General features: G+C 55.8%; 14 protein-coding genes and 1 tRNA gene. 6 read left to right on the top strand and 9 right to left on the bottom strand.

Annotation, left to right across the window (positions count from 1 at the left end):
* The first annotated feature begins 23 nt into the window (after positions 1 to 23).
* The 4 genes from B2952_RS13435 to ychF all read left to right on the top strand — a co-directional run bounded on the left by B2952_RS13435 (position 24) and on the right by ychF (position 4,197).
* Complete coding sequence (locus B2952_RS13435) at positions 24 to 848, top strand: TIGR02147 family protein (RefSeq protein ID WP_173380930.1); 825 nt, start codon at positions 24 to 26, stop codon at positions 846 to 848.
* Complete coding sequence (locus B2952_RS13430) at positions 848 to 2,407, top strand: hypothetical protein (protein WP_290733615.1); 1,560 nt, start codon at positions 848 to 850, stop codon at positions 2,405 to 2,407. The genes B2952_RS13435 and B2952_RS13430 overlap by 1 nt, the downstream gene beginning before the upstream one ends.
* A 103-nt stretch (positions 2,408 to 2,510) precedes the next feature.
* Positions 2,511 to 3,014: a hypothetical protein gene (locus tag B2952_RS13425; RefSeq protein ID WP_290732163.1), complete on the top strand. Its 504-nt coding sequence runs from the start codon at positions 2,511 to 2,513 to the stop codon at positions 3,012 to 3,014.
* An 85-nt stretch (positions 3,015 to 3,099) separates the two neighbouring features.
* Positions 3,100 to 4,197: a redox-regulated ATPase YchF gene (gene ychF / locus B2952_RS13420; RefSeq protein ID WP_173364943.1), complete on the top strand. Its 1,098-nt coding sequence runs from the start codon at positions 3,100 to 3,102 to the stop codon at positions 4,195 to 4,197.
* 58 nt (positions 4,198 to 4,255) lie between these two features.
* On the opposite strand, the gene B2952_RS13415 is transcribed toward ychF, so the two are convergent.
* The 4 genes from B2952_RS13415 to B2952_RS13400 all read right to left on the bottom strand — a co-directional run bounded on the left by B2952_RS13415 (position 4,256) and on the right by B2952_RS13400 (position 13,655).
* On the bottom strand, positions 4,256 to 4,837 hold the full coding sequence (locus B2952_RS13415; protein ID WP_173364944.1) for a hypothetical protein: 582 nt from the start codon (positions 4,835 to 4,837) through the stop codon (positions 4,256 to 4,258).
* Positions 4,837 to 7,116 (bottom strand): formylglycine-generating enzyme family protein, encoded by a 2,280-nt coding sequence (locus tag B2952_RS13410; protein WP_290732169.1) that lies wholly within the window; start codon positions 7,114 to 7,116, stop codon positions 4,837 to 4,839. Before B2952_RS13410 ends, B2952_RS13415 begins: the two co-directional genes overlap by 1 nt.
* 90 nt (positions 7,117 to 7,206) lie before the next feature.
* Positions 7,207 to 12,519 (bottom strand): excinuclease ABC subunit UvrA, encoded by a 5,313-nt coding sequence (uvrA, locus tag B2952_RS13405; RefSeq protein WP_290733612.1) that lies wholly within the window; start codon positions 12,517 to 12,519, stop codon positions 7,207 to 7,209.
* Between the two features lie 92 nt (positions 12,520 to 12,611).
* On the bottom strand, positions 12,612 to 13,655 hold the full coding sequence (locus tag B2952_RS13400) for a T9SS type A sorting domain-containing protein (RefSeq protein WP_290733610.1): 1,044 nt from the start codon (positions 13,653 to 13,655) through the stop codon (positions 12,612 to 12,614).
* A 220-nt stretch (positions 13,656 to 13,875) separates the two neighbouring features.
* On the opposite strand from B2952_RS13400, the gene B2952_RS13395 reads away from it, so the two are divergent.
* Together B2952_RS13395 and B2952_RS13390 are read left to right on the top strand one after the other, a co-directional pair.
* Positions 13,876 to 17,274, top strand: coding sequence for an MFS transporter (locus B2952_RS13395; protein ID WP_290733608.1), 3,399 nt, complete (start codon positions 13,876 to 13,878; stop codon positions 17,272 to 17,274).
* Between the two features lie 101 nt (positions 17,275 to 17,375).
* Positions 17,376 to 17,448, top strand: a tRNA-Ala gene (locus tag B2952_RS13390).
* Positions 17,449 to 17,510: 62 nt separating this feature from the next.
* Here the strand turns inward: B2952_RS13390 and B2952_RS13385 are convergent.
* The 5 genes from B2952_RS13385 to B2952_RS13365 form a co-directional block, all read right to left on the bottom strand.
* Complete coding sequence (locus B2952_RS13385; protein WP_290733606.1) at positions 17,511 to 18,821, bottom strand: hypothetical protein; 1,311 nt, start codon at positions 18,819 to 18,821, stop codon at positions 17,511 to 17,513.
* Positions 18,818 to 19,261, bottom strand: a complete 444-nt coding sequence (locus tag B2952_RS13380) for a hypothetical protein (protein WP_173364951.1) — start codon at positions 19,259 to 19,261, stop codon at positions 18,818 to 18,820. The genes B2952_RS13385 and B2952_RS13380 overlap by 4 nt, the downstream gene beginning before the upstream one ends.
* Before the next feature lie 165 nt (positions 19,262 to 19,426).
* A complete protein-coding gene (locus B2952_RS13375) occupies positions 19,427 to 20,881 on the bottom strand; it encodes a sigma-54 interaction domain-containing protein (protein ID WP_290724145.1) in 1,455 nt (484 codons plus the stop codon).
* 13 nt (positions 20,882 to 20,894) lie between these two features.
* On the bottom strand, positions 20,895 to 22,022 hold the full coding sequence (locus B2952_RS13370; protein WP_290733604.1) for a serine/threonine protein kinase: 1,128 nt from the start codon (positions 22,020 to 22,022) through the stop codon (positions 20,895 to 20,897).
* The gene (locus B2952_RS13365; protein WP_290733602.1) at positions 22,019 to 22,726 is read right to left on the bottom strand and encodes a tetratricopeptide repeat protein; all 708 of its coding nucleotides are present in this window, start codon (positions 22,724 to 22,726) and stop codon (positions 22,019 to 22,021) included. Before B2952_RS13365 ends, B2952_RS13370 begins: the two co-directional genes overlap by 4 nt.
* Between the last annotated feature and the right edge of the window lie 142 nt (positions 22,727 to 22,868).

Here is a 22,868-nt window from a genome sequence, read left to right as displayed (position 1 = left end):
TCCTGAGGCCTTGGGACAGCAACATGACCATATACGACTACACAGATTACCGTGACATCATTCGGGATTTCTATCTCGAAAAGAAGAACGGCAACGGCCGGTATTCCTATAGCGTGCTCGGGCAGGCCATCGGCCTCAACGCGAGCCACGTCTTCTGCATCGTCGAAAAAAAGAGAAACCTCCCCGTCCGCTGTGTTCCCGCCGTCAAGAGAATTTTGGGCCTTACCGGCCGTGCCGCACGCTACTTCGACTTACTCCTCGCCGCATCCCGCACCAAATCCGAAAAGACAAAGACCGAAATCCTTGCAAAGGCCTTCCTGCTGCGCGATGTCAAGACGCACAGCCTCGCCGACAAGGAACAGAAATACCTGAGCGACTGGTGGACCCCCGTCATCCGCGCCCTCATCGAGGTGAACCAGGGCAAGGTCGACGCGAAGGAGATTTCCGAAAGCCTTGAACCCTCCATCGAGGAGGATAAAGTCCAGGAAAGCATCGATATCCTGAACGAACTCGGATTCATACAGGACCTCGGGAACGGCCGCGTGAAACTCGCCGACGCCCATATCAACATCGCCGGAGAGCAGAGGGCGCAGGCCATACGCCAGTTCCAGGCCAACGTCATGCAAATTGGCGCCCGTTCCCTCAACACCATCGACCCGGCCGACAGAGATATTTCTACACTTACAATGGCTGTGGACCAACAGGGTTTCGAAGACATCAAGGCCATGATCCAGGAATTCCGCAAGGACGTCCAGATCCGGGTCGACAAGTGCGGCAAGCCAACCCGCGTGTTGCAGATGAACCTCGCCCTGTTCCCCGTAGCCTTCAATAAGAAGAAAACAAAATAATGAAGTTCGCGTCGAAAATATTATTAGCGGCTCCCCTTGCGTTTTTCGCGGCCTGCACAAACTCCGGCACCGCCGGCAGCACGACAGAAACCGAAAACGCAATAGCCAAGGAAGAAGGCGGCACCGTCTCCATCCAGGTATTTAGCGGCACGGACAAGGCAGAAAAGGCCTCCTACAAGGTTCTACCCAGCTGGTTCGTCACCGATTCTACGGAAACCATCCATTCTGAAGACTACGCCTACATCGGCGAGACGGACAACCTCGGCAAGATTTTTATCGAGAACCACAAGGAAGGCTCCTACACCATCCAAATCGAGAAGGGCGATTCCGCCGCGGTGTTCCAGTACACGCTGAACAGCCTCACCAAGAACTACACCCTTTCCAAGGCGAACCTCCGCAAGCGCGGCGCCATCAAGGGATGGATTTCGCTTCCCGAAAACGCGACTCACGCCTGGGTCAACGTGGAAGGCATCGGCCGTATCCAGAAGACTGATTCGCTCGGGTTCTTCCAGTTCGATTCGCTCCCTGCAGGCAAGCTTTCGCTCAAGTCGTGGAGTCCAGAAAGCAACGAATGTATCGCCGACGCGAACGTTTCCGTCATCTCCGACGAGACAACCCATGTCGGCCATGTGCTCTCCCCGGCAAAGAAGGGCTACGTCCATTCCATGAAGTTCAAGCCCGTCGACCTCGTCTCCGACTGGATGCGCCCGATTAAAGCCCCCTACGTGCTTGTCCTCCGGCTCGATTCCACGAACTTCAAGTTTGCCGAAGCAAGCGAAGACGGTAGCGACCTGCGGCTTTACGCAAGCAACGGAGCCGAAGTCGAAATGGAAGTCAACGGCTGGGATGCATCCATCAAGAGCGCGACCGTCAACATCCGTCTCGAGAACCTGAAGGACACTTCCGACACCTGGACTCTCGAATGGGGCAACACCGATCCGAGCGACAGGGAGCCCGCCGATATCTGGAGGGACATCAGCGATTCGCTGTGGTACGACCTCAATACCGTCGAGATATTCCATTTCGACAGCGGGACCATCCGCAGCGATCTTCCCGCCCCCCTGACAAGGGACAACTGGTACATCCAATTCCACAAGAAGGATTCGCTGACCGATTCCGTAACGACTTCGTTCCTCAACTCCCTGAGCGTTCTCCAAAGCGATACAAAGGGCCGTTCCGGCAAGGTGATGCATATCGAATACGATGTCGAATACCCGGATATCGTCGTCTTCGGCACACGCCTCACCCGCCACCCGCACGACTGGAGCCGCATGGATTCCGTGGTCGTATGGCTGCGCGGCGACTGTGAATTCGAAGTCATCCTCGAATCCCTCGACGAAGATCTCAACTACAAGGCCTCGTACAAGGGCGAAGCCAAATCGAACTGGCAGAGGCTCGTGCTGCGTCCCGAAGACTTTACCTACAAGCTCCGCGATTACCACGGCTGGGACATCACGCGCAACAAGATAACGAACTTTACCGTGTTCATGTACAACGGTTCCAATCTCTGGCTCGACAACGTCCGCGTCTACGGTATCAACCGCGACGACCTGCGATAAAAGCAAACAACATAAAGCAACGCAAAAACCTCGGCATAATCGCCCGGGGTTTACTATATTGTAAGCACAAACACCCTCATTGGGGTAAAAAAGGAGACAAAACGTGAAGTTCAAATCCATGGCTCTATTTCTGTTCATTTTCGCGCTCTTCGGCAATGCGTTCGCAGATGACGGAGATGTCAAATTATCCCCCTCCATCGCAGGCAAGAAGCTTTCCTTCCATGACAGGAATTGGTTCATGGGCGAACAGATTGTCGACGCCGATGTCGCCATCAACGCCATAAAGTCGAAAGAAGAATCCTCAAGTGCCTACAGCACTGCCATGGGATTCTACTATCCGGGCCTGGTGCTTGCCTATGCAGGCGGCGCTGCACTGGGATACGGAGTCGTAGAATGGATCTGGGGAGACGGAGACCTCGGCATGTACCTCACCCTCGGCGGTGCCGGAGTCATAGGAATCTCGCTTCTGCTCTCGCATATCGCAGACGGCTACATGCACGACGCCATCGACCTCTACAACAAGGGAATCGGCATTTCGGAAACATCGCTCCGCCTTAAGCTCGTCCCCACAGAACAGGGCGGAATCGCCGTGGCGCTTGCATTCTAGAGCCACCCTGCAGCTCGCTTTTTTCTAAATTTACCCGCGTTCAAAGAGCGCGGGTTTTTCCGTGCATTTTCAATCGGAGTTTACCATGGGTTTCAAATGCGGTATCGTAGGCCTCCCGAACGTAGGCAAGTCCACCATCTTTAACGCAATCACCAACGCCGGCGCCGAAGCCGCGAACTACCCCTTCTGCACTATCGAGCCGAACGTAGGCATGGTGAGCGTCCCGGACAGCCGCCTCGACGAACTCGTGAAGGTCTACAACCCGAAGTCCATCGTCCCCGCCGTCACTGAATTCGTGGACATCGCCGGCCTCGTGAAGGGGGCCGCCCAGGGCGAAGGCCTCGGCAACCAGTTCCTCACCCACATTCGCGAATGCGAAGCCATCATGGAAGTCATCCGCTGCTTCGACGACGAGAACATCGTGCACGTGAGCGGTTCCGTGGACCCGGTGCGCGACGTGGAAGTCATCGAGACCGAGCTCATCCTCAAGGACCTCGACACCGTCGAAAAGCGCCTTTCTACCGAAGCGAAGGGCGCCCGCACCGGCAACGCCGAAGCGAAGGCTCGCCTCGCCGCCTGCGAACTTTTGAAGAAGACCATGGAAGAGGGCAAGGCCGCACGCACCGTGATGCACGACAGCGACGAGATGGAGCTCATCGTCAAGGACCTTGCGCTCCTCACCGCAAAACCGCTCTTCTACTGCGCCAACGTGAAGGAAGACGACATCCTCACCGGAAACGCCTACGTGGACAAGCTCAAGGAATACGCCGCCGCAAACGGCCACGAAGTCATCGTCATCAGCGGCAAGATTGAAGAAGAACTTTCCGCGATGGAACCTGCAGACAAGGCCGAATTCCTGAAGGAACTCGGCATGAAGGAATCCGGTCTCGACGCCGTGGTGCGCAAGGGCTACGAAATCTTGGGCCTCCGCACGTTCTTCACCGCGGGTGAAAAGGAATGCCGCGCCTGGACGTTCCACGCGGGCTACAAGGCCCCGCAGTGCGCAGGCGTCATCCACACCGACTTCGAACGCGGCTTCATCCGTGCAGAAACACTCAGCTATGCGGACTTCCTCAAGCACGGCAGCTGGAACGCCGCAAAGGAAGCGGGCCTCGTCCGCACCGAAGGCAAGGACTACCTGGTACAGGATGGCGACATCATGTACTTCCTGTTTAACGTGTAACTACGAACGAGGAAAGCCGTCCTTATTTTTGTAGACCTTAGGGAGGGCGGAGCCTTCCCTATTTTCTTTTCGCTTTGAATTCTACGATAATCGGGCGGATGATTGCGGCGAGGTTCATCGCCGTTCCGATGAGAATCAGCACGGACGCAGCATAGATTCCAGCGCCCGGCTCCACATGCAGAACCTGCATGCCCATATTGACACAGGCGCGCCCTATCTGCGAGAAGAACGCCCATAGCGCAAACATCGAGAGCATGCCCATTGTCAGTGAGCCAAGCGCCGTAAACCAGGCAAAGGCAGCCGCGAGCACCAACGCGCCAACTATCCCGAACAGATGCGGAACCGGTTCCAGCTGCGGGAAACCGGGGAGCGATTCCTTGAACCTTTCCAGGGACTTCGGGTTGCTCTGTTCCATCTTCTCAAGGTAACCCTTGGCAGGCTCCTTCAGCGCTTCATGCATGTCGAGTCCGGAAGCAATCTCGTAGAACGACGGTTCCGCAATGACCTGCGTGTCGCCACACGATACCGTCATAAGCGGCATCAGCAACCCGAGAAGGGCCAGCAGGTAGGGAACCGAGATAATCTTCCGGAATAGCTTGAATCGCTTGTCGCTCTTGAGTTCTTCAGCGGCCGTCGCCATTAGCGTCCCTCAAAAAGTTTCTTCGGGAATACGCAGCGGAACCCGATGGCGTCGGACCAGTAGCGCGGATCTTCGTCATCGCTTTCCGTCAGGTTCTGCATCGATTCCTTGTCCTTCCAGGAACCGCCCTTGTAGACCTTGGTCGAACCCATCATCGCACCTGTCGGGTTAGAGGATTCCACCCAAAACGAGAACATGAAGTACTTGTCGCGGGTCCATTCGGCAACGTTTCCGGACATGTCGTAGATGCCCCATGCGTTCGGCTTCTTCGATGCGATAGGCTGCGGGCCGTAGGCAGGGCTCTTCTTGCCCATCTTGTACGAATTCTCGCGGTAGACGGCGTAATCGCCGACATCGCCGTCCTCGTCCAGGACCCAGATGGCGCCTTCGTTATTGTCGGCACGACCGGCAAATTCCCACTGGGCTTCCGTCGGCAGATCACCGCCAAGCATCTTGCATGTAGCACGAGCATCATCCCACGTGATATTGTGGACCGGCTTCGAAGGATTCTTGTAGACAGAGCGGTTCTTGATATGCTTGGTCGTATCCGGTTCGCGGAGCATGGTCTGGTCGAAGAGCTGCTGGCTCATCTCGGTCGTCATGATAGCGAACGGGGACATCTTGACTACGCGGCCCTTGTAGCGGAAGGAACCCGAATCAATCAGAGCGACCGCGCCGTAGGTGTTGTCGCGGATAATGCGCGGAATGCTCATCTTGCTGAAGCCCGGCATATCGACATCCTTCGCATAGACGGTATCGTTCTTCTGCTGCGCGGCGACAGCCTTCGCCTTCGCTTCGGCGGCGGTCTTCTGCTGGAGAGCAATATCGTCCGCATCATACTGGTTCAGCCATTCCTGCACCTCCGGTTCGTCCACGATATATTCCGGCAAGATGAAGTCGCCCAGTCCCACCAGGTTCTGGCCATTGTATTCGAACTCGATGCGAGTGTAGCGGTAATGGTGGCGGCCAGTAATCACGCCGTCCTTACGGATCCACACCGGCTTGTTCTGCTTGAGGCTTATAAACACCTTGACTTCGCCCGCATGGTTCTGGAAGAGGGAATAGAGACTGTCAGCATTCATGCCCTTGGCCGTTCCCTTCCACATCACGTCGAAGCGCTGGCCATCCTGGCCGAACTTGAACTTGACTTCTTTCATGGGTGCCGACGCAGAATCGACGCCTTCCCCTTCGACCACCCTTTCACGGACGGGCTCAAAGGAAACAGGAGCCATCGTTCCACGGAGCGGGAGCGCCTGCAAGCTGTCGAGCTTTTTCTTGAAGGCCGTATTGATTTCGCTAACGCCCTTCATGTGGGAATTGCGCCACGCTTCTTTCGCCCTAAGACGCACGCCTTCATAAGCGGACCTGTAATTTTCATAAGTAGCATCGCCTTCGTAGAGGCCAACCGCCACAGCAGGCTTGACCTGGGGATAGCCCTTCGCAAAAGCGTTCGTATCCAGGATATCCACGACCTTCTGCAGTTCGGCGATGAACTTGTCATAGAGGATTTCCGTTTCTTCGAGGTTCTTGGCCGCCTTGACAGAAGCTTCATCCATCGAAAGTTCGACCTTCTTGTCGGCCTTGGAGGAATCAATCTTCATTAGCTTGGGCTGCATCACGAGAATTTCGCCGGACTTGACCGATCCGATATCCACCAACGGAAGAAAACCCGGGGCAGAGAATTCGAACACGTAGGCGCCTTCCTTGAGCGGATAAATTGCCTTCGGAAGCTTTTTCAACGGAGCCTCTTCGAATGCGGACTCGAGCCCCTTCACATCGCTCTTGAAGACCACGACACCGGGCAAGGCAGTCTCATTCAGAATCTGCCACTTGCCGTTCTTGATGAACAGGAGCTTCGGCACGCGGGGAGAATAAATGAAATACTTGTCGAAGTAGAGATCGTCCTCGTCCTGGAAAGCCTTCTTGTTCTGCGAAGCGTAGAAACGCATCTGGGCAACTTCGAAGGAGTTCAAATGCGCATCCTCGAGGCTAAAGGCGTGAAGTTTCTTGAAATTGTTGTAGTTCAGCTGCCCCGGAACCCACTGGTATTCCTTCGGACCCTTCTTGTGCCTCCAGTAGAGGGTATTTGTCTTCAGCGGGAAGACCGGCTTCTGCGAAACGAGGGACGGCCCCTTCATCTCGACAGCCATGTTCGCAATGGGATCAACCACGCTTCCGGTCGTAAACTGGTTCGGTGCGACCTTGAAATTCTTGTCGGCATCGGCAAAAGAAAGCGCCGGGACCAACAGCAATAGAGGCAGCAAACGGGCAAAGGACATAACTTCTCCTGTTAATTACTCACGGCTACAGAAAAAACCATAGCCCAACCATATTTAAAGATAACATCTTTGTAAGGACTTTGTTCGTGATTATTGGTTGTTTTTGCCCATTTCGAGCAAATATCCGCCCTTTTCGCCACCGACGGGCCCGAGTTCCACCTTCCAGTCGGCGAGGCGGATAATGTCCGGGTGGTGTTCGATGACAATAATGGTATCGCCACGGGCCGAAAGCTTGCGCAACATGTTCCAGAGAATCTGAATGTCCTTGAGGTGGAGCCCTGTAGTCGGTTCGTCGAGCAGGTAGACCATTTCCTGGGCAGGCTTGCGGGCAAGTTCCGCCGCCAACTTGAGGCGCTGGGATTCGCCGCCGCTGAGCGTGGTGACGGACTGGCCGAGTTTCACGTACGGGAGACCCACATCGCGCAGGCATTCCAGTTTCGGGAGGATTTTCGGCTGGTCCTTGAAGAATTCGCAGGCTTCGGCAACGCGCATGTCGAGCACATCGGCGATATTCTTGCCCTTGAAAGTAACGGTGAGGGTTTCCTGGTTGTAGCGTTTGCCACCGCAGACATCGCAGACTTCCCACACATCCGAAAGGAAGTGCATTTCCACCGAAATGGCACCGCGGCCTTCGCAGGCCTCGCAGCGGCCGCGAGCCAAGTTGTAACTGAAGCGCCCGTAGTCGAAACCTTTCAACTTGGCTTGCGGCAGTTTGGCGAACAGCTTGCGGATGTCGTCAAACACGCCCGTGAAACTCGCGGGCGTGCTGCGAGGAGTCCCCGAAATCGGGCTTTGGTCCACCAGAAGAACTTCGCCGTTCTGCTTTTTGCGACCGCGGGCCTGGAATTTCTTCTTGAGGCGCGGGTAGATTTCGTCCATGACCATGGAGCTCTTGCCCGAGCCAGAAACACCGCAGACCACGCTGATGGCGCCCTTCGGGAACTTTACAGACAAATTCTTAAGATTGTTGTGATTCAATTTTTCGAATTCGTAGAATTCCGTGGAATCGGTAATGGGCTTTGCCGCAATTTCGTTCGCCATCGGGATGGTGTGCGTCAAATACTTGACAGTCTCACTGCGCGGAAACTGCTGCAAGGCGTAAGGCTTGGAAAGCTGTTCCGGAGAACCTTCGGCAACGACTTCGCCGCCAAACTCGCCCGCCGCAGGCCCCATATCGATAATGTGGTCGGCGGCCTGCATCATCTTCATGTCGTGTTCCACCACCACGAGCGTGTTACCCAAATCGCGCAGGCGGTAAAGCGTATCGAGCAGCATGGCGGTATCGCTTTCGTGCAAGCCCACCGTGGGTTCGTCAAGCACGTAAAGTACGCCTTCGAGGCCGCTACCGATCTGGCTTGCGAGACGAATTCTCTGAGATTCACCACCGCTGAGCGTGTCGCCCGCGCGGTCAAGGCCGATGTAGCCGAGGCCTACCCCCTTCAAGAAATTGAGGCGCCCCACAATTTCGCGGAGCAAAGGTTCGGCAACCGTCATCTTGCCGTCGGGATTTTTGTCCTTTCCGAAATTGTCACGTTTGAAGTTTTCGTTGCTGAACCATTCAAGCGCCTGGGCGATGCTCATGTGGTTCACATCCATGATATTCTTGTCGCCAATGCGAACCGCCAGATATTCAGGCTTCAGGCGTTCGCCGTGACAATCGGGGCAAACTTCGCCGTCCTTAAAGTGGCCGAGGCCAAGGCAGGTTTCGCAAGCGCCCCAGTGCGTATTAAAACTGAAGTGCTTGGGATTCAAGGCTGAATCCATGTACCAGCCACATTCAGGGCAACCCGGCTTTTCGGAGCAGGCAAGGCGTCCGCCCTTCTCGTCTTCCACATAAAGGATTCCGTTGCCATCGCGGTAGCCACGTTCAAAAGCTTCTACCAAGCGGGCGCGGTTTTCTTCCTTGACCACGACCGTATCGACCACAGCGAACAACTGCTTTTCGCGGGTCGGGATTTTCGGCAGCGGAAGTTCCACCAGTTTATTGCCGAGGTAAACCTTGCGGTAGCCTTTTTCCGTGAGAATCTTGGAAAGCTTCAGCACGTCCTTGATTTCGAACGGGGCAAGCACCGTGACTTTCTTATTCAAGTCGCGGTCGAAGGCGTATTGCATCAGGTCGCCCGCGCTGTACGAAGACACAGGCTTCCCGCATTTCAGGCAATGCGGGGTGCCGACCCTCGCCCAGAAAATGCGGAAGTAGTCATAAATTTCGGTGAGGGTCGCCACCGTAGAGCGCGGGCTCTTGCTTGCACTCTTCTGGTCGATGGCGATTGCCGGCGCGAGGCCCGAAATGGAATCGATGCTTCCGTGGTCGGGACGTCCCAAGAATCGGCGGGCATACGTGCTCAACGTCTCTACAAAGCGGCGCTGGCCTTCGCTAAAGAGCGTATGGAAAGCGAGGCTCGATTTTCCGGAGCCCGAAACGCCCGTCACGACCGTAAGCTTGTGGCGCGGAATCGTCACGTCAATGTTCTTGAGGTTGTGCTTGCGGGCGCCATGCACCTCGATATCGAGCGACAAGTCCTCGCCGCCCTTGAGCGTACGATCAAAATGATGATTTTCACCATGCTTTTTCGCAAGCACCGGCGCAAGGTAGCGGCCCGTTTCCGACTTCTTGCATTTCGCAATCTGTTCCGGCGTTCCCGTCGCAATCACGCGACCGCCGTGAATACCCGCATCCGGGCCCAAGTCAATAATCCAGTCGGCGCACTTGATTACGTCCAGGTTGTGTTCGATAATCACGACGCTGTTGCCGAGGCTACGCAGACGATTCAGGCAATCCATGAGCTTGCGGATATCTTCGAAATGCAAGCCCGTCGTCGGTTCGTCGAGCAGGTAAAGCGTCTTGCCGGTACCCGGGCGGCGCAGTTCAGAAGCAATTTTAATGCGCTGCGCTTCACCGCCGCTGAGCGTTGTCGAAGGCTGGCCCAAAGTGAGGTAGCCGAGGCCCACCTCCACGAGCAAATTCAGCGGTTCTGCAATCTTCGGAATATCCTTGAAGAATTCCGCTGCATCGGCAATGCTCATGTCCAAAATTTCGGAGACGTTCTTGCCCTTGAAATACACTTCGCGGGTTGCATCGTTAAAGCGCTTGCCGCCGCAAACTTCGCAAGTCACCTGAACGCTCGGCAGAATGTGCATGTCCACGATTTTCACGCCAGCGCCTTCGCAGGCATCGCAGCGTCCGCCCTTCACGTTAAAACTGAATCGGCTCTTGCTGTAACCGCGAATCTTGCTTTCTTCCATGCTGGCGAAAAGGTCGCGGATATCGTCCCAAATTTTCGTGTACGTTGCCGGGTTGCTTCGCGGCGTGCGGCCAATGGGCGTCTGGTCGATTTCAATCACCTTGTCGATGTTTTCGAGGCCTTCCAGATGGTCGAACTTGCCTACCGGTTCTTCGGAATTGTAGAACACGCGGGCCAATTCGCGGCGCAGAATCTGATTAATCAGCGTACTCTTGCCGGAGCCCGACACGCCCGTCACCACCGTGAGCGCACCGTCCAGCGGAATTTCCACATCGATGTTCTTGAGATTATTCTCGGCGGCACCGCAAATCTTGAGTTTCGGCGTATTCTTGTCAATCTTCTTGCGCTTTTCGGGAATCTCGATTGCCTTACGGCCGCTCAGGTACGCACCCGTCAGCGACGCCTTATTCTTTTCGAGTTCCTCGACGGTTCCAGCCGCAATTACGCGACCGCCTTCCACGCCGGCACCCGGCCCCACGTCAATCACGCAGTCCGCATGGCGCATGGTGTCTTCGTCGTGTTCCACGATAATCAGGGAGTTACCCTGCGCACGCAAATGTTCCAACATCCCGAGCAGTTTATCGTTATCGCGGGGGTGGAGCCCGATGCTCGGCTCGTCAAGCACGTAAAGCACGCCCTGCAGACCGGCGCCCACGGCACTTGCAAGCCTGATTCGCTGCGCTTCACCGCCCGAAAGTGTAGACGCCTTGCGGTTGATATTCAAGTAGCCAAGCCCCACCGCATTCAAGAAAGAAAGTCGCCCGCGAATCTCCTTCAGAATTTCCTTGCCAATTCGCTTTTCCTTTTCGGACAAGTCAATCTTGTTGAAAAATTCCACCGACTTCTCGACGGACCATTCCGTCATCTCAGTCAGATTCACTCCATGGAACGTGACCGCATTCGCCGTACGGTTGATGCGCGTGCCGTGGCATTCAGGGCAAATGCCTATCTGCATGTACTTGCGGAAGTGGTAGATGTGCCACATGTCCCACAGTTCTTCCATGATGGGCATGATTCCCCGTTCGCTCCCGCTGGGCGTGCCGTACAAGACGGCATCCTGTTGCGCCTTCTTGAGCTTGTTCCACGGCGTATCGAGCGAAAAATGCATCTCGTTCGCGATGTTGCGCAGGTTGCGGCGACCGAAATCGCTGAAAATCAGCGTGCCGTCGTCCTTCTTGATGGTCGCAATGCAGCCGTCCTTGATGGACTTCGTCTTGTCCGGGATAATCAAATCCAAGTCGAACTTGTAGCTTTCGCCCATGCCCTTACAGGCGGGGCAACGGCCCTTCGGATCGTTGAAGCTGAAGAACCGCGGTTCCAGTTCCGGAATGGAGATGCCGCACTTGGGGCAAGCCAAGAGCGTGCCCTGCAGGCGATATTCTTCCTTGGCCGACGCATTTCCAGTCTGCGACGCATCCCCCGCACCCGCAGAACCAGCCGCAGCCAGCAAGAAACTCACCAACTTTCCGTCGGTCAATTTCAGTGCGCCTTCCAGCGCCTCGCGCAGGCGGCTCATGTTCTTGCGTTCCAGCGTCAAGCGGTCAATCACCGCTTCAATCGTATGCTTCTCGTAACGCACAAGCGCGGGAACATCTTCCAGGCGGTAAATCACGCCATCCACGCGGGCACGCACAAATCCGTTTTCCTTGAGTTCGGCCAGTTCCTTGCGGTATTCGCCCTTGCGCTCCTGCACAATCGGCGCCATCACCGTAATCTGCTTGCCCTCGTCGCTCACATACAAATTATCGACAATTTGGTCTACCGTCTGCGCCTGAATCACGCGCCCACAATCGGGGCAATGCGGCACGCCCAAGCGCGCAAAAAGCAAACGGTAATGATCCAAGATTTCTACCACCGTACCCACTGTGGAACGCGGGTTACGGTTCACCGTCTTCTGGTCGATCGAAATCGTCGGCGAGATACCGCGCACGCTCTCCACCTCGGGGTGCTTCATGCGGCCGATGAACTGGCGCGCATACGCCGAAAGCGACTCCACAAAGCGGCGCTGGCCTTCCTGGAACACCGTATCGAACGCGAGGCTCGACTTGCCCGAACCGGAAACGCCGGTTACCACCACGATGGAATCGCGGGGAATGGAAAGGTTCACATGGCGGAGGTTATGTTCGTGCGCATCGCGGATTTCGATAGACTTGGTCATGCCCCAAATATAAAAAAAGACGGCCTAGCCGTCTAATTTTTAGTGAACATTTGTGCAAAATTTCAATACAAAGCGACCTTTTTACGGAGCATCTACTTCAGCACAATCTTCTCGGTCAGTTCCAGATTGCCCTTGACCTTGAGCAGGTAGCTACCGGACTTTACGCCGCCGAAATCGATGTTCCCAGCGGCATAGCCACTACGGACCACGTTGCCCTGCATGTCGAAAAGTTTGTACTGCACGTTCTGCCCAAGTCCGTTCAAGGTCACCAATCGGCCCAACACAGAAATCGATGCAGACGAAACGGTTTTCAATCCGCTAAGTTTGGTGAAACATCCAGGACCACCACACGGCGGACATTGCGCATGTCCATCGCCATCGGACTTGCATCCGGATCCGGGCCAATAATCCTTAACTGTCTTTCCGCCCTTACAAGTCCCTTTGGGACCGACCTCGAAAATACGAAGTTCGCCATCCGCCACAGACGCACCGCCATCGATTTTAAACATGACAGACCGAGCGGCCTTGAACGCCTCCATGCAACTGGCAACTTTGTTAGAATCAGCAGCCCACGTCGGCTGAGCAAAATCCTCGATTGCCTTGTCAACCGTCGTCGGCTCTACAGCCTTGGGAAGCTTCGCAAAACATGGGGTGTTGCCGGTTTTGTCTGTAATGACCTCAAGCCATACTTCCATATCTGAGGTATAAGTGGCACAAAGCCCCCCGATCGACGAAATGTCGAGCCCAGGGTCGCCCATTTGAACTATATTGAAGCCGAACTTGACGAAGTTGTAAGGATATTCTTCTGTTTGCCCCGTAGTTGTCGGGTCTTCCAGACGGTACTTGACAGCCAAGTAGCCGAGACTGTCAATCATCGGAGCGATCAACGAGCCGTTATAACCCGTGGTGTCGTACGGATACGCGATATAAGACCCACCATGGTCATTCTTGCGGTCATCAAGATCGTACCAATAGCTGCCAAGTATTCCTGGGTCATGCGAAAGATTTTCTGGATTAGGGGTACTTATCCACATTTCTGCATCAGTTCCATCGAACCAGATTTCAGGATTCACATACTCTGCAAACGCAAACGACGCTGCAACGGCCATACCAACAGCAAGAACTTTTGCTTTCATAGACTCCTCCGTCTCTAAGGATTGGTGATCCCAATACCATCCTTGCCGAAAATATAACTTTCTTTTCGAATAAAAGAAAATTTTTTTCAAAAAAAACTTTCCGACTTGGAACATGCCCGACGACCGGCCAAAAGTAATAAAATTGTAAGTTTTTTGACCTTAAGCGAACACTTCCCTATATTCTACATAATTCTATTATTAAGCATCTTTTCGAGGATCTATGAAACTGAGCAAGTACCCCAGCGTCTTCGCGTTCCTGTTGTTCGTCTTTTGCAGCATTTTTGTGCAGATGGGCCTGTTCGTCCACTTCCAGCGCTGGCTGTCATTCTCATTCGAGGGGTCCGCGTTCTGGTGGCGCAGTATGTTACTCCAGGTCGCCATTTTTGCCCCGAGCATATTCATGATGCCCGCGGCAAGCTACTTCGCAGGCCACTTCCACAAGGGTCGCGTGATGGCATGGTCGTCCGTGGGGATGCTGGCCTCCGTCATCGCGATTGTCGTGTGCTACGTGGCCGGCGCCGAATGGGTCGCCTACGGTCTTCTCGGCCTCTACGGCATTTTCCTCGCGGTACTGAGCCCCGCAAAGCTCGGCATCATGAAGGAGATGGTCGAAAGCGAAGACCTCGTAAAAATCAACTCCTGGTACATGGTGCTCTCCGTCCTCGGCACGGCGGGCGCGGCGTTCTTCGCCATGGGGCTTTCGGGCAGGCCCGATTCCCCCGTAAGCATTGACCTTACTCTCTGGATTTACCTTGGACTCAGCGTCGTCGCGACCATCGCCGGGTTCTGCATCCGCGTCGGAGCACACCACGATTCGCTCAAGCTTCGTTCCCCGATGCGCAACTTCTCCGCCACCTGGAGCCACCCCATCGTGCGCCTTTCCATCCTCGGGCTTTCCGCGTTCTGGGGCGTGACGCAGATATTCCTCATCCTCATCCAGAACATGACCGACATGCTCAACACGGCGGTCATTCCCATCTCGATGTTCATCGTCACGCTGGGCTACGTCATCGGCGCCCTGTCGGCAAGCTGGGCATCCAAGGGATTCGTCGAGACCGGATTCATCCCCTTCTCGGCCGCCGTATCGGCTGGCACGATGGTCGCACTACCCTTCGTACACAACGACTGGCTCCAGGGCATCCTCTATGGCATCATCGGATTCTGCGCCGGCTCCGCATTCGTCATCCTCCGCACGGTCATCCAGAGTTTCACGCGTCCCGACACAGCAGGCCGCATCCATGCCGTCGCCAACTGCATCCAGATGGCGTTCCTCGTGCTCATCATGGGCGGGCAGACACTATTACTCATCTTTACGCCAATAACGGTCGACCACTGCTTCATGATCCTCGCGGTCATCCTGGCGCTGACCTTCATCACGAACCTCAGGCAGACCCCGATGGCCCTGCTGCGCGCGGCACTGCGATTCGCATTCGCTTTCGTATTCCGCTACCGCGTCAAGGTGATGGGCGTGCAGAACATCCCCGAGACGGGCCCCCTCCTCCTGGTGGGGCCGCACTTCAGCTTTATCGACTGGGCCGTACTCCAGATGTCGAGCCCAAGGCCGCTCCGCATCGCAAGCAACAGGAACACGTTCGCCGACTGGTACCTGCGCTGGCTTTCGCACGGAAAATTCGTCATCGACATCAACAGGCGCGACCCGGCCCCCGCCATGGAAGAAATCCGCAAGGCGCTCCTGAATGGCGAAGCTGTCGTCATCTTCCCCGAGGGCGAAGTCTCGAAAACTCCCTTCGTTTCGACATTCTCCCTCGACTACTCCAAGGCAATCGAGGGTACAGGCGCCCAGATTGTGCCGTTCTACATCCAAGGGCTCTGGGGCAGCCGCTACAGCCAAGCCTCCGAATGCGTCAACCGTCCGCAATCCTTCAACCGCGTCATCAGCGTCGGATTCGGGAAGCCGCTCCCCACAGACGCCAGCGAGAAGCAAATCCGCAAAGACCTGCAGTTCCTCGCCACCGACATCTGGAACATGGCGATGGACCACTCCGAATCGATTGTCCCGCTCTGGTTCAAGGCCATGCGCAAACGCCGCAGCCGAGTCATCCTTATCGACCCCGCAGGCAACCACGTGAGCGGCTACGGAATGATTCGCCTCTGCCACTACTTCGGCAAGAAAATCCGCTCCGTCGCAAGGAACGACCAGAACGTGGGATTCATGCTCGCGACCAGCCGCGACGCGGCACTCGGCATCATGTCCATCCTGGGCGCCGGAAAGACCAGCGTGAACCTCAACTATTCCTCCCCCGTCGACACCATCCTCGGCTGCATCGAGAAGGCCGATGTTTCCACGGTCGTCACGACACGCGCGTTCTACGAGAAAATCTGCGGCAGGAACCCCGCGTTCGGGCAAATTGCCGGGAAATGCAAAATGATCTACCTCGACGAGGAAGAAGCGAAGATTACCACGTTCGACCGTATCTTCTCAACGTTCATAGTCATCGCGACTCCCAAGCCCATCCTCCGCAGGCTCTGGTTCACTTCCGCCAAGCTTTCCGACGATGCAGTCATCCTCTTCAGTTCCGGTTCCGAAGGTTCGCCGAAGGGCGTGGAGCTCACGCACAAGAATGTCATCTCGAACGCGCAGCAGGGCGACCACATCATCAAGCTCCGCCGCACCGACGTAATGACGGCGCTCCTGCCCCTGTTCCATTCCTTCGGCTTCACGCTCACGTTCATGATGCCGCTTTTGGACGGCGTTCCCATGGTGCTCTGCCCCGACCCGACCGACATCAAGACGCTTGCCCGCGTGTGCGCCCAGTACAAGACGACCATCATGATGGGCACGCCCACGTTCCTCCGCGCCATCGTCGTGAGCCGCTGGGTCCACCCCATGTGCCTCGATTCGCTCCGCTACATCATCGCAGGTGCCGAAAAGCTCCGTCCCGAGATGCGCGAGACATTCAAGCTCAAGTTCGGAAAGGATATCTACGAAGGCTACGGCTGCACGGAACTCACGCCGCTTGCCACGCTCAATGCCCCGAACGCACTGCTCGACGACTTCCTCACCCTCGAAAAGTGCTGCGACCTGTCGAGCATCGGCATGGGAGTCCCGGGTTCCATCGCGGCAATCATCGACCCCGAGACCAACGAGTTCATGCCGCAAAGCGAAGAGGGCATGCTTGTCGTGTCCGGCCCGCAGGTAATGAAGGGCTACCTCAAGGATCCGGAAAAGACGGATTCCGTCGTCATCGAGATCGACGGCAGACGCTGGTACAAGACGGGCGACAAGTGCAAGCTCACCCCCGACGGGTTCGTCCAGATTCTCGGCCGCTACAGCCGGTTCGCGAAACTCGGCGGCGAAATGATTTCGCTTACCGCCGTGGAGCTCCGCATTGCCGAATCGAAAATCCTCGACAACATGGAATTCGCCGTGACCGCCGTCCCCGATTCGGTGAAGGGCGAACGCATCGTGCTGCTCGTGAATGGCGACTGCGACGTCGAGGAAATCTCGCGCAGGCTGCGAAAGTCCGGAATTCCCCCGCTGATGCTGCCGGGTTCCGTATTCAATGTCGAAAGCATCCCCAAGCTCGGGAGCGGCAAGTGGGATTTCAACGGCATGAAGAAACTCGCCACCGAGCTCGTGGAAAACAGGAACAAATAGCCAGTAGACGAATCTATCGCCAAATCTGCATCAAAATGCGATTTTTGAGGCATCCACACTTGACGGAAGCGCACTTATAAGATATATTTGGCATCACTTACGGGGATATAGCTCAGTTGGTAGAGCGACAGGTTCGCAATCTGTAGGTCATGGGTTCGACTCCCACTATCTCCATGAAAAGAGGACGGTTCATCCGCCCTCTTTTCTTTTCCCCAAAATCAGCATCAAATGCTGCGCTAGATGTCGAATTTCACCCCGAGCTTCACTTCGTTCACGAGGCTGTTGTCGGGGAAATAGTTCTTGAGGCTGTTGGGAAGCCAGTAATGCAGGTAGAGCTGCTCGAAGCCAACGTAAAACGTGAAAATGTTCGGGTTCCATCCGAGCGAAAGGCCCCACGAGACAGAGAACTTGCGCATCTTCTCGTATTCGCTAGACGCGCCATCCACCAAGAACGCGTACAGCAGGTTCATCTTGGATTCCAGGGAAAGCCTGTTCCGGAACCGGTACGAAATCTTCGAGCGGACCGTAGGGCCAATCCAACGGCTCATACGGTATTCCATTTCCACATCGGAAGTTTCCGCCTGCGCCATCTGTTCTAGCCAGTCGGCGTAGGCAGCATCCATATACGATTGCAGGATGCCATTCCTGGAATCGGCACAGACTTCCTCGCCATGGTCCCTGACGCACTCCCCCCAGAAATCCGTAAAGGGGGGCATCGTCCCGGGGGGCATGCTTCCGTCAACACACATTCCGAATTCGTTCCGCTCGCAATCTTCCGAGAGCTTGTCGACATAGCCGATGACATCGGCGAGGGAATCGGCCTCGTACTTAACACCCGCATAGACCTGGCCGTTCAGGCCCAGCGGCACAGTCCGGTGCCACGTCGCATAGACGGCCGCAGTCGTATTCCCGCCCCAACGGGTATAGCCCCAAATCGCGGCTCCGATACGCTGTTTCTCGAAGCGTTTCGCATCGAACTCGAACCATAGGAACGCGGCGGGTTCAAACTTATCCATGTCGTAGATGTTGTATTCCATGCCAACATCGAGCATGAGGCTTTCCCCAACAAGGGAATACTCAATCCCGGGCACCAGCATCCAGGTACAAGTGTCCAGCACGGGGACGTTGTCCGCAAAAATGCGGTCCATCGCAAAAGAGAGGCCAAAGGAGTGGATCCAGTCGCCCACGTTCCAGTCCAGGAACGCGTTCAGCGTCAGGTAAGCATCTCCGCCATATCGGGCGCTCGAATCCGAAGCGGAAAAATCATCGTAGCGCAGGGCATAGCCGCCCACATCGCCCTGAAGACGGAACGAGACCGAACTGCCGTCACGGGAGATTCCCAGGGCATCGTAGTATTCGTTCACAATTTCGCGGATTTCGTCGGTATATTCGCCGCCGATATCGATGGCGCGTTCAAACAACGAAAGGGAGCCGGAAACATCCCCGGCTTCTTCTGCCTTCAACGCCTGATAGTAAACCTCCTCCTGGGTCTCGGCCAAGAGGACAGACGAAAGCAATAGTATCAGTACTACTGCGATTTTATTCATTTCGGAGGCATCGGACCCCAGCCCCACCAAGGAAATGGCATGAAGCCGGGATTGCCCCGCATCGGATTCATTTCGGGAGAATCAGCGCGTTCCGGACGTTCAGCCTCCGGACGACGCTCGCGAGGCTCTTTTTGATGCTTTTTCCCTTCGAAGTGAGACTCTTCGTTCCGATTTTTCGAAACCTTCTGACGTATATCCTGCTTCTCGACGTTGGAACTTTCCCTCAACCTGGAGAGGATCTGTTCCCTCGCCTGCTTTCTTTCTGCACGTAGCTTTTGCCAGTCTGCACTTTCCTTAGCGCCCAAATCCGGGGTTCCTTGCGAAACTTCCGTCTTTTCGGCAGGGGTCGGAATGCTGGACTCCGGAGCAGCAAGGCCATCACGGGCGAACGAGAGCGCCGCCGCGATGAGAACCATTGATATGAAAGTCAAGCGTTTCATACTCTTCCTACTGCAAAAACCGTGCCAACATCCCTTTAGGCTTTCTTTCTAGGTTTTTTAGCCACCTATCGTCAATAATATAGATAAAATGCATCCAAAAGCAAAGTAAAAATTGATACCCATTGTCCCACCGGGTTCAAAAGTCCCGTTTTTCCAAATTACGCATCAGTTCCGGAAATCCTCTTTCTTGATACCCAGGCGCTCCATCACCTCGCGAAGCACCTTGCGGTCAATCCCGAGGATCGTGGCCGCCAGCGTGAGGTTCGCGTTGCTGTCCCGCAGGGCCCTAGAAATGACGTCGCGTTCCACGGCCTCGCGGGCTTCCTTGAGCGTGCGGGGACTTTCCTTCGTCTGCTCCTGCAGGTCGTCGAGTCCCAGATCCTTGGGCTGGATGACCCCGTGGACCGCCTGGACAAGCGCCTTCTGGATGCGGTTCTCGAGTTCGCGGACGTTTCCCGGCCAATGGTAGCCGAGCAGCGCCTTCTCGGAATTGCGGCTTAGCTTGAACTTTCCGCGACCGTATTCAGCGCCATACCTGCGAATAAATTCTTCGGCCAGGAGAACCACGTCCTGTCCGCGTTCACGCAGGGGCGGAATCGAGAGGGGCATCACCTGGATACGGAAGTAGAGGTCCTCGCGGAACTTCTTTTCGCGCACGGCCTCTTCCAGGTCCACATGTGTCGCGGAGATGACGCGCACGTTCACCGGGATTTCGCGGTTATCGCCCACGCGCGTGATATGCTTTTCCTGCAGCACGCGCAACAGTTTCACCTGCATGTTCAGCGGCAGGTCGCCGATTTCGTCGAGGAATATGGTGCCGCCGTCGGCTTCCTCGAAAAAGCCCTTGCGAGAATCGATGGCACCCGTGAACGAGCCCTTCGCATGCCCAAACAGGAGCGATTCGATCAGGTGTTCCGGGATGGCGCCGCAATTCACCGCAATGAACGGGCGTTCGGCGCGCGGGCTCTGCCTGTGGATGAACCTCGCGAAAACTTCCTTGCCCGTGCCCGTCTCGCCACGGATAATCACCGGGAGCGGGAGCGGTGCGAGCTTTTCGGCCAAGGCGACAAGTTCGGACATCGCCGGGCTCGAATACACGATTCCATCCTTGCGGACAACGTTCTTCAAAACGTCCAGGGATTCCTTGTCGCGCAGGCGGTCGTAGGCCGCAAACGCAAACTTTTCACAGACAGCGACAAACGAATCAAACAGTTCGCTGTCTTCATCGGTAAAGGGTTCCTTGCGGGCGGCGCGCTGCAAGTAGAGGTAGCCCGATTCGCTATCGGGAGTGCGGAAAGGCGACACCATGATACTCGTGAGCTGGTTTTGCACAATCGACTTCGAGAGGTCCGCCCCATCGTCGTCGAGCTGGTTCCACACCACCGCCTTGCCTTCGCTTTTGGCCTGTTTCACCGCCGAGATAGAAATGGATACCTGTTCCGGATTCGAGAAGTGGAGCGGAGAATCGCCGGCGATATCAAGGACACCGGCATCCGCATGCAGCACACCCTTCGCGACCGAAAGTATCTTCGGGAAGAGCTCTTCCGGCTTGTCCTCGTCGAGAAGCGTCTTCACCACATCCAGCATTTTCTCTGTTGCAAGCATCGATTCCGATTTCATAAACATCCTTTCCTTATTCTTCGCCGTCATTCGTTCCCGGAACCGGCAAGGATTCCAGGACAGCCTCGGGCATCTTTTCGAAAGGTTCCGGGGATTCCGCTTCCGGAACCTCGGTCTCAAGAGCCCTCGACTTTTCAAGCATCCGCTTGCCCGTTTCGTCTACGGAATTACCCGCAGGCAACAGCAGCAAGAATAGAGCCATTACAGACAATATAAGAACAATCGCAGCAAGAAGCAGCGCAACTCGCCGACGCCCTGTGCGTTTGGTCACGGCAAACGCTACAGGCAAATCGCTCGTTTCACCTCTATTGCAACAATTCGTTCCGATTTTTGATTCGACCGAAGCCAAGAACGCCTTGCGGGTAGAATTCCAAACAACTTCACCGCCGCATTCGGCATCGAAGGCGATTTCGAGCAGTTCGTCGAGTTCGTCGAAATCTTCCACGCGGTCTTCGGGACTAGAACGGAGCAGTCCCTTCCACAGAGGTTCGAGCCTCGCTAATGTTTCTGCGCCCACGCCCTTCGCATAAAGCAAAGTCGTCGGGTCGAGACCATCCGCAGAATTCGCGGCAGCCGCATACGCGTCGAATTTTTCCGCCGAAAGCAGCGGTTCCCCCGCGAGCCAGCAATACAGGAGCATGCCCAGGCTGTAGAGGTCGCTCTTTTCCGTGGCGGGCTTCCCCTGAAAGCGTTCCGGAGCGGCAAAGGCGGGAGCACCGGGACCGACTATTCCGCAGTCGATAACGACGGGTTCGCCGTCGCGACCGAAAATCACGTTCGAGGGGTTCAGGTCGCCATGATGGACACCCTGCCTTGCAAGGTCCGAAAGGGTCCGCGTCACCTTCCGCAAGGAATAGAGCGCGACCGCAGGCGGCAGCGGCGCGACGGTATCCGATTCCGCGCCTTCGATAAATTCGTAGACCAGGTAGGCCCGGCCATCGCGCACCCCCGATTCAAAAATCCTGTAGGCACCGGGGAAACGGCCACGCAGCAGGACTTCGACCGAGCGACTGTCGATGCGGACGCCTTCCGCATACCACTTCAGGACAAAAGAACGTCCGCCGGAATTAAACTTGTAAATCCGGGCCTCGCCGCCTTCGTGCAGGAGGGTGCATCCGCAAGCATCGTCGAGTACGCTCATAGTTCCCCGGATTGGACCATGGCCTTGAGGGAATCCTCGGCGACACGCGTCCAGCGTGCAAGAGCGGCATCCTTAGGCAGGGCCTCGTGCCCCATCGACCAGATATCCCAGGCCGATTCCACATCGTGCTCTTCCCAGTAGAGATTTCCGAGGTTCAGGTACGCAGACGCGAATTTCGGTTCCTTCGTCACGATGTAAACGTAAATCTTTTTGGCTTCCTCCACACGGCCCTGGTTTGCAAGGATTAGAGCCTTGAGGTTATAGCTGAAGTAGTTCGCCGTATCGAGCAGGATGGAATGGTCCAACAGCGGCAGCACGTTCGTGCGGGAATCCTCGGCAAGGGTCGCACGGGCAAGGTAGAAGAGCCCCGTCGAGTAAGCGGCGTCAATGCGACCGCTGCTATCGACATTCGAAAGGATGCGGAATTCCTTTACGGCACGTTCCCAGAGGTCGCGGGTCGATCCCTTGAGCCTCTCCTTGTCCTCGGCGATAGCGTAGTACGCAAGGGCCAGGCCGTAGCGGGCATCGCGGTCGGCGGGTTGCACGTCGAGCGCCTTCGAAAAGTTCAGGACGGCACGGTCATAGTCGCCGATGCGGAGCGCCTCATTCCCGCGCTTCACGTCATCTTCGACGCATGCACAAAAACAGACTGCGATAGCCAATACCGCAATCAGACGTCCCAACTGTAGAAAACGCCCTGTCATACCCCCAAAATACATTAAAATTTCGGATTTTTTCGATTTTTCTAAAAAAAAACGCCCGTAAACAAAGTTTTTCGGCAATTCCATAGAAAAAAAGAAATCCCCGCCGCAAAAGGCAGGGATTCCGAAACATTTTCAAAGTAGA

Source organism: Fibrobacter sp. UBA7003, assembly GCA_002449765.1.
Classification (GTDB): domain Bacteria; phylum Fibrobacterota; class Fibrobacteria; order Fibrobacterales; family Fibrobacteraceae; genus Fibrobacter.
The sequence above is the reverse complement of the archived record's forward strand: the minus strand, read 5'-3'. Positions and strand labels throughout refer to the sequence as shown.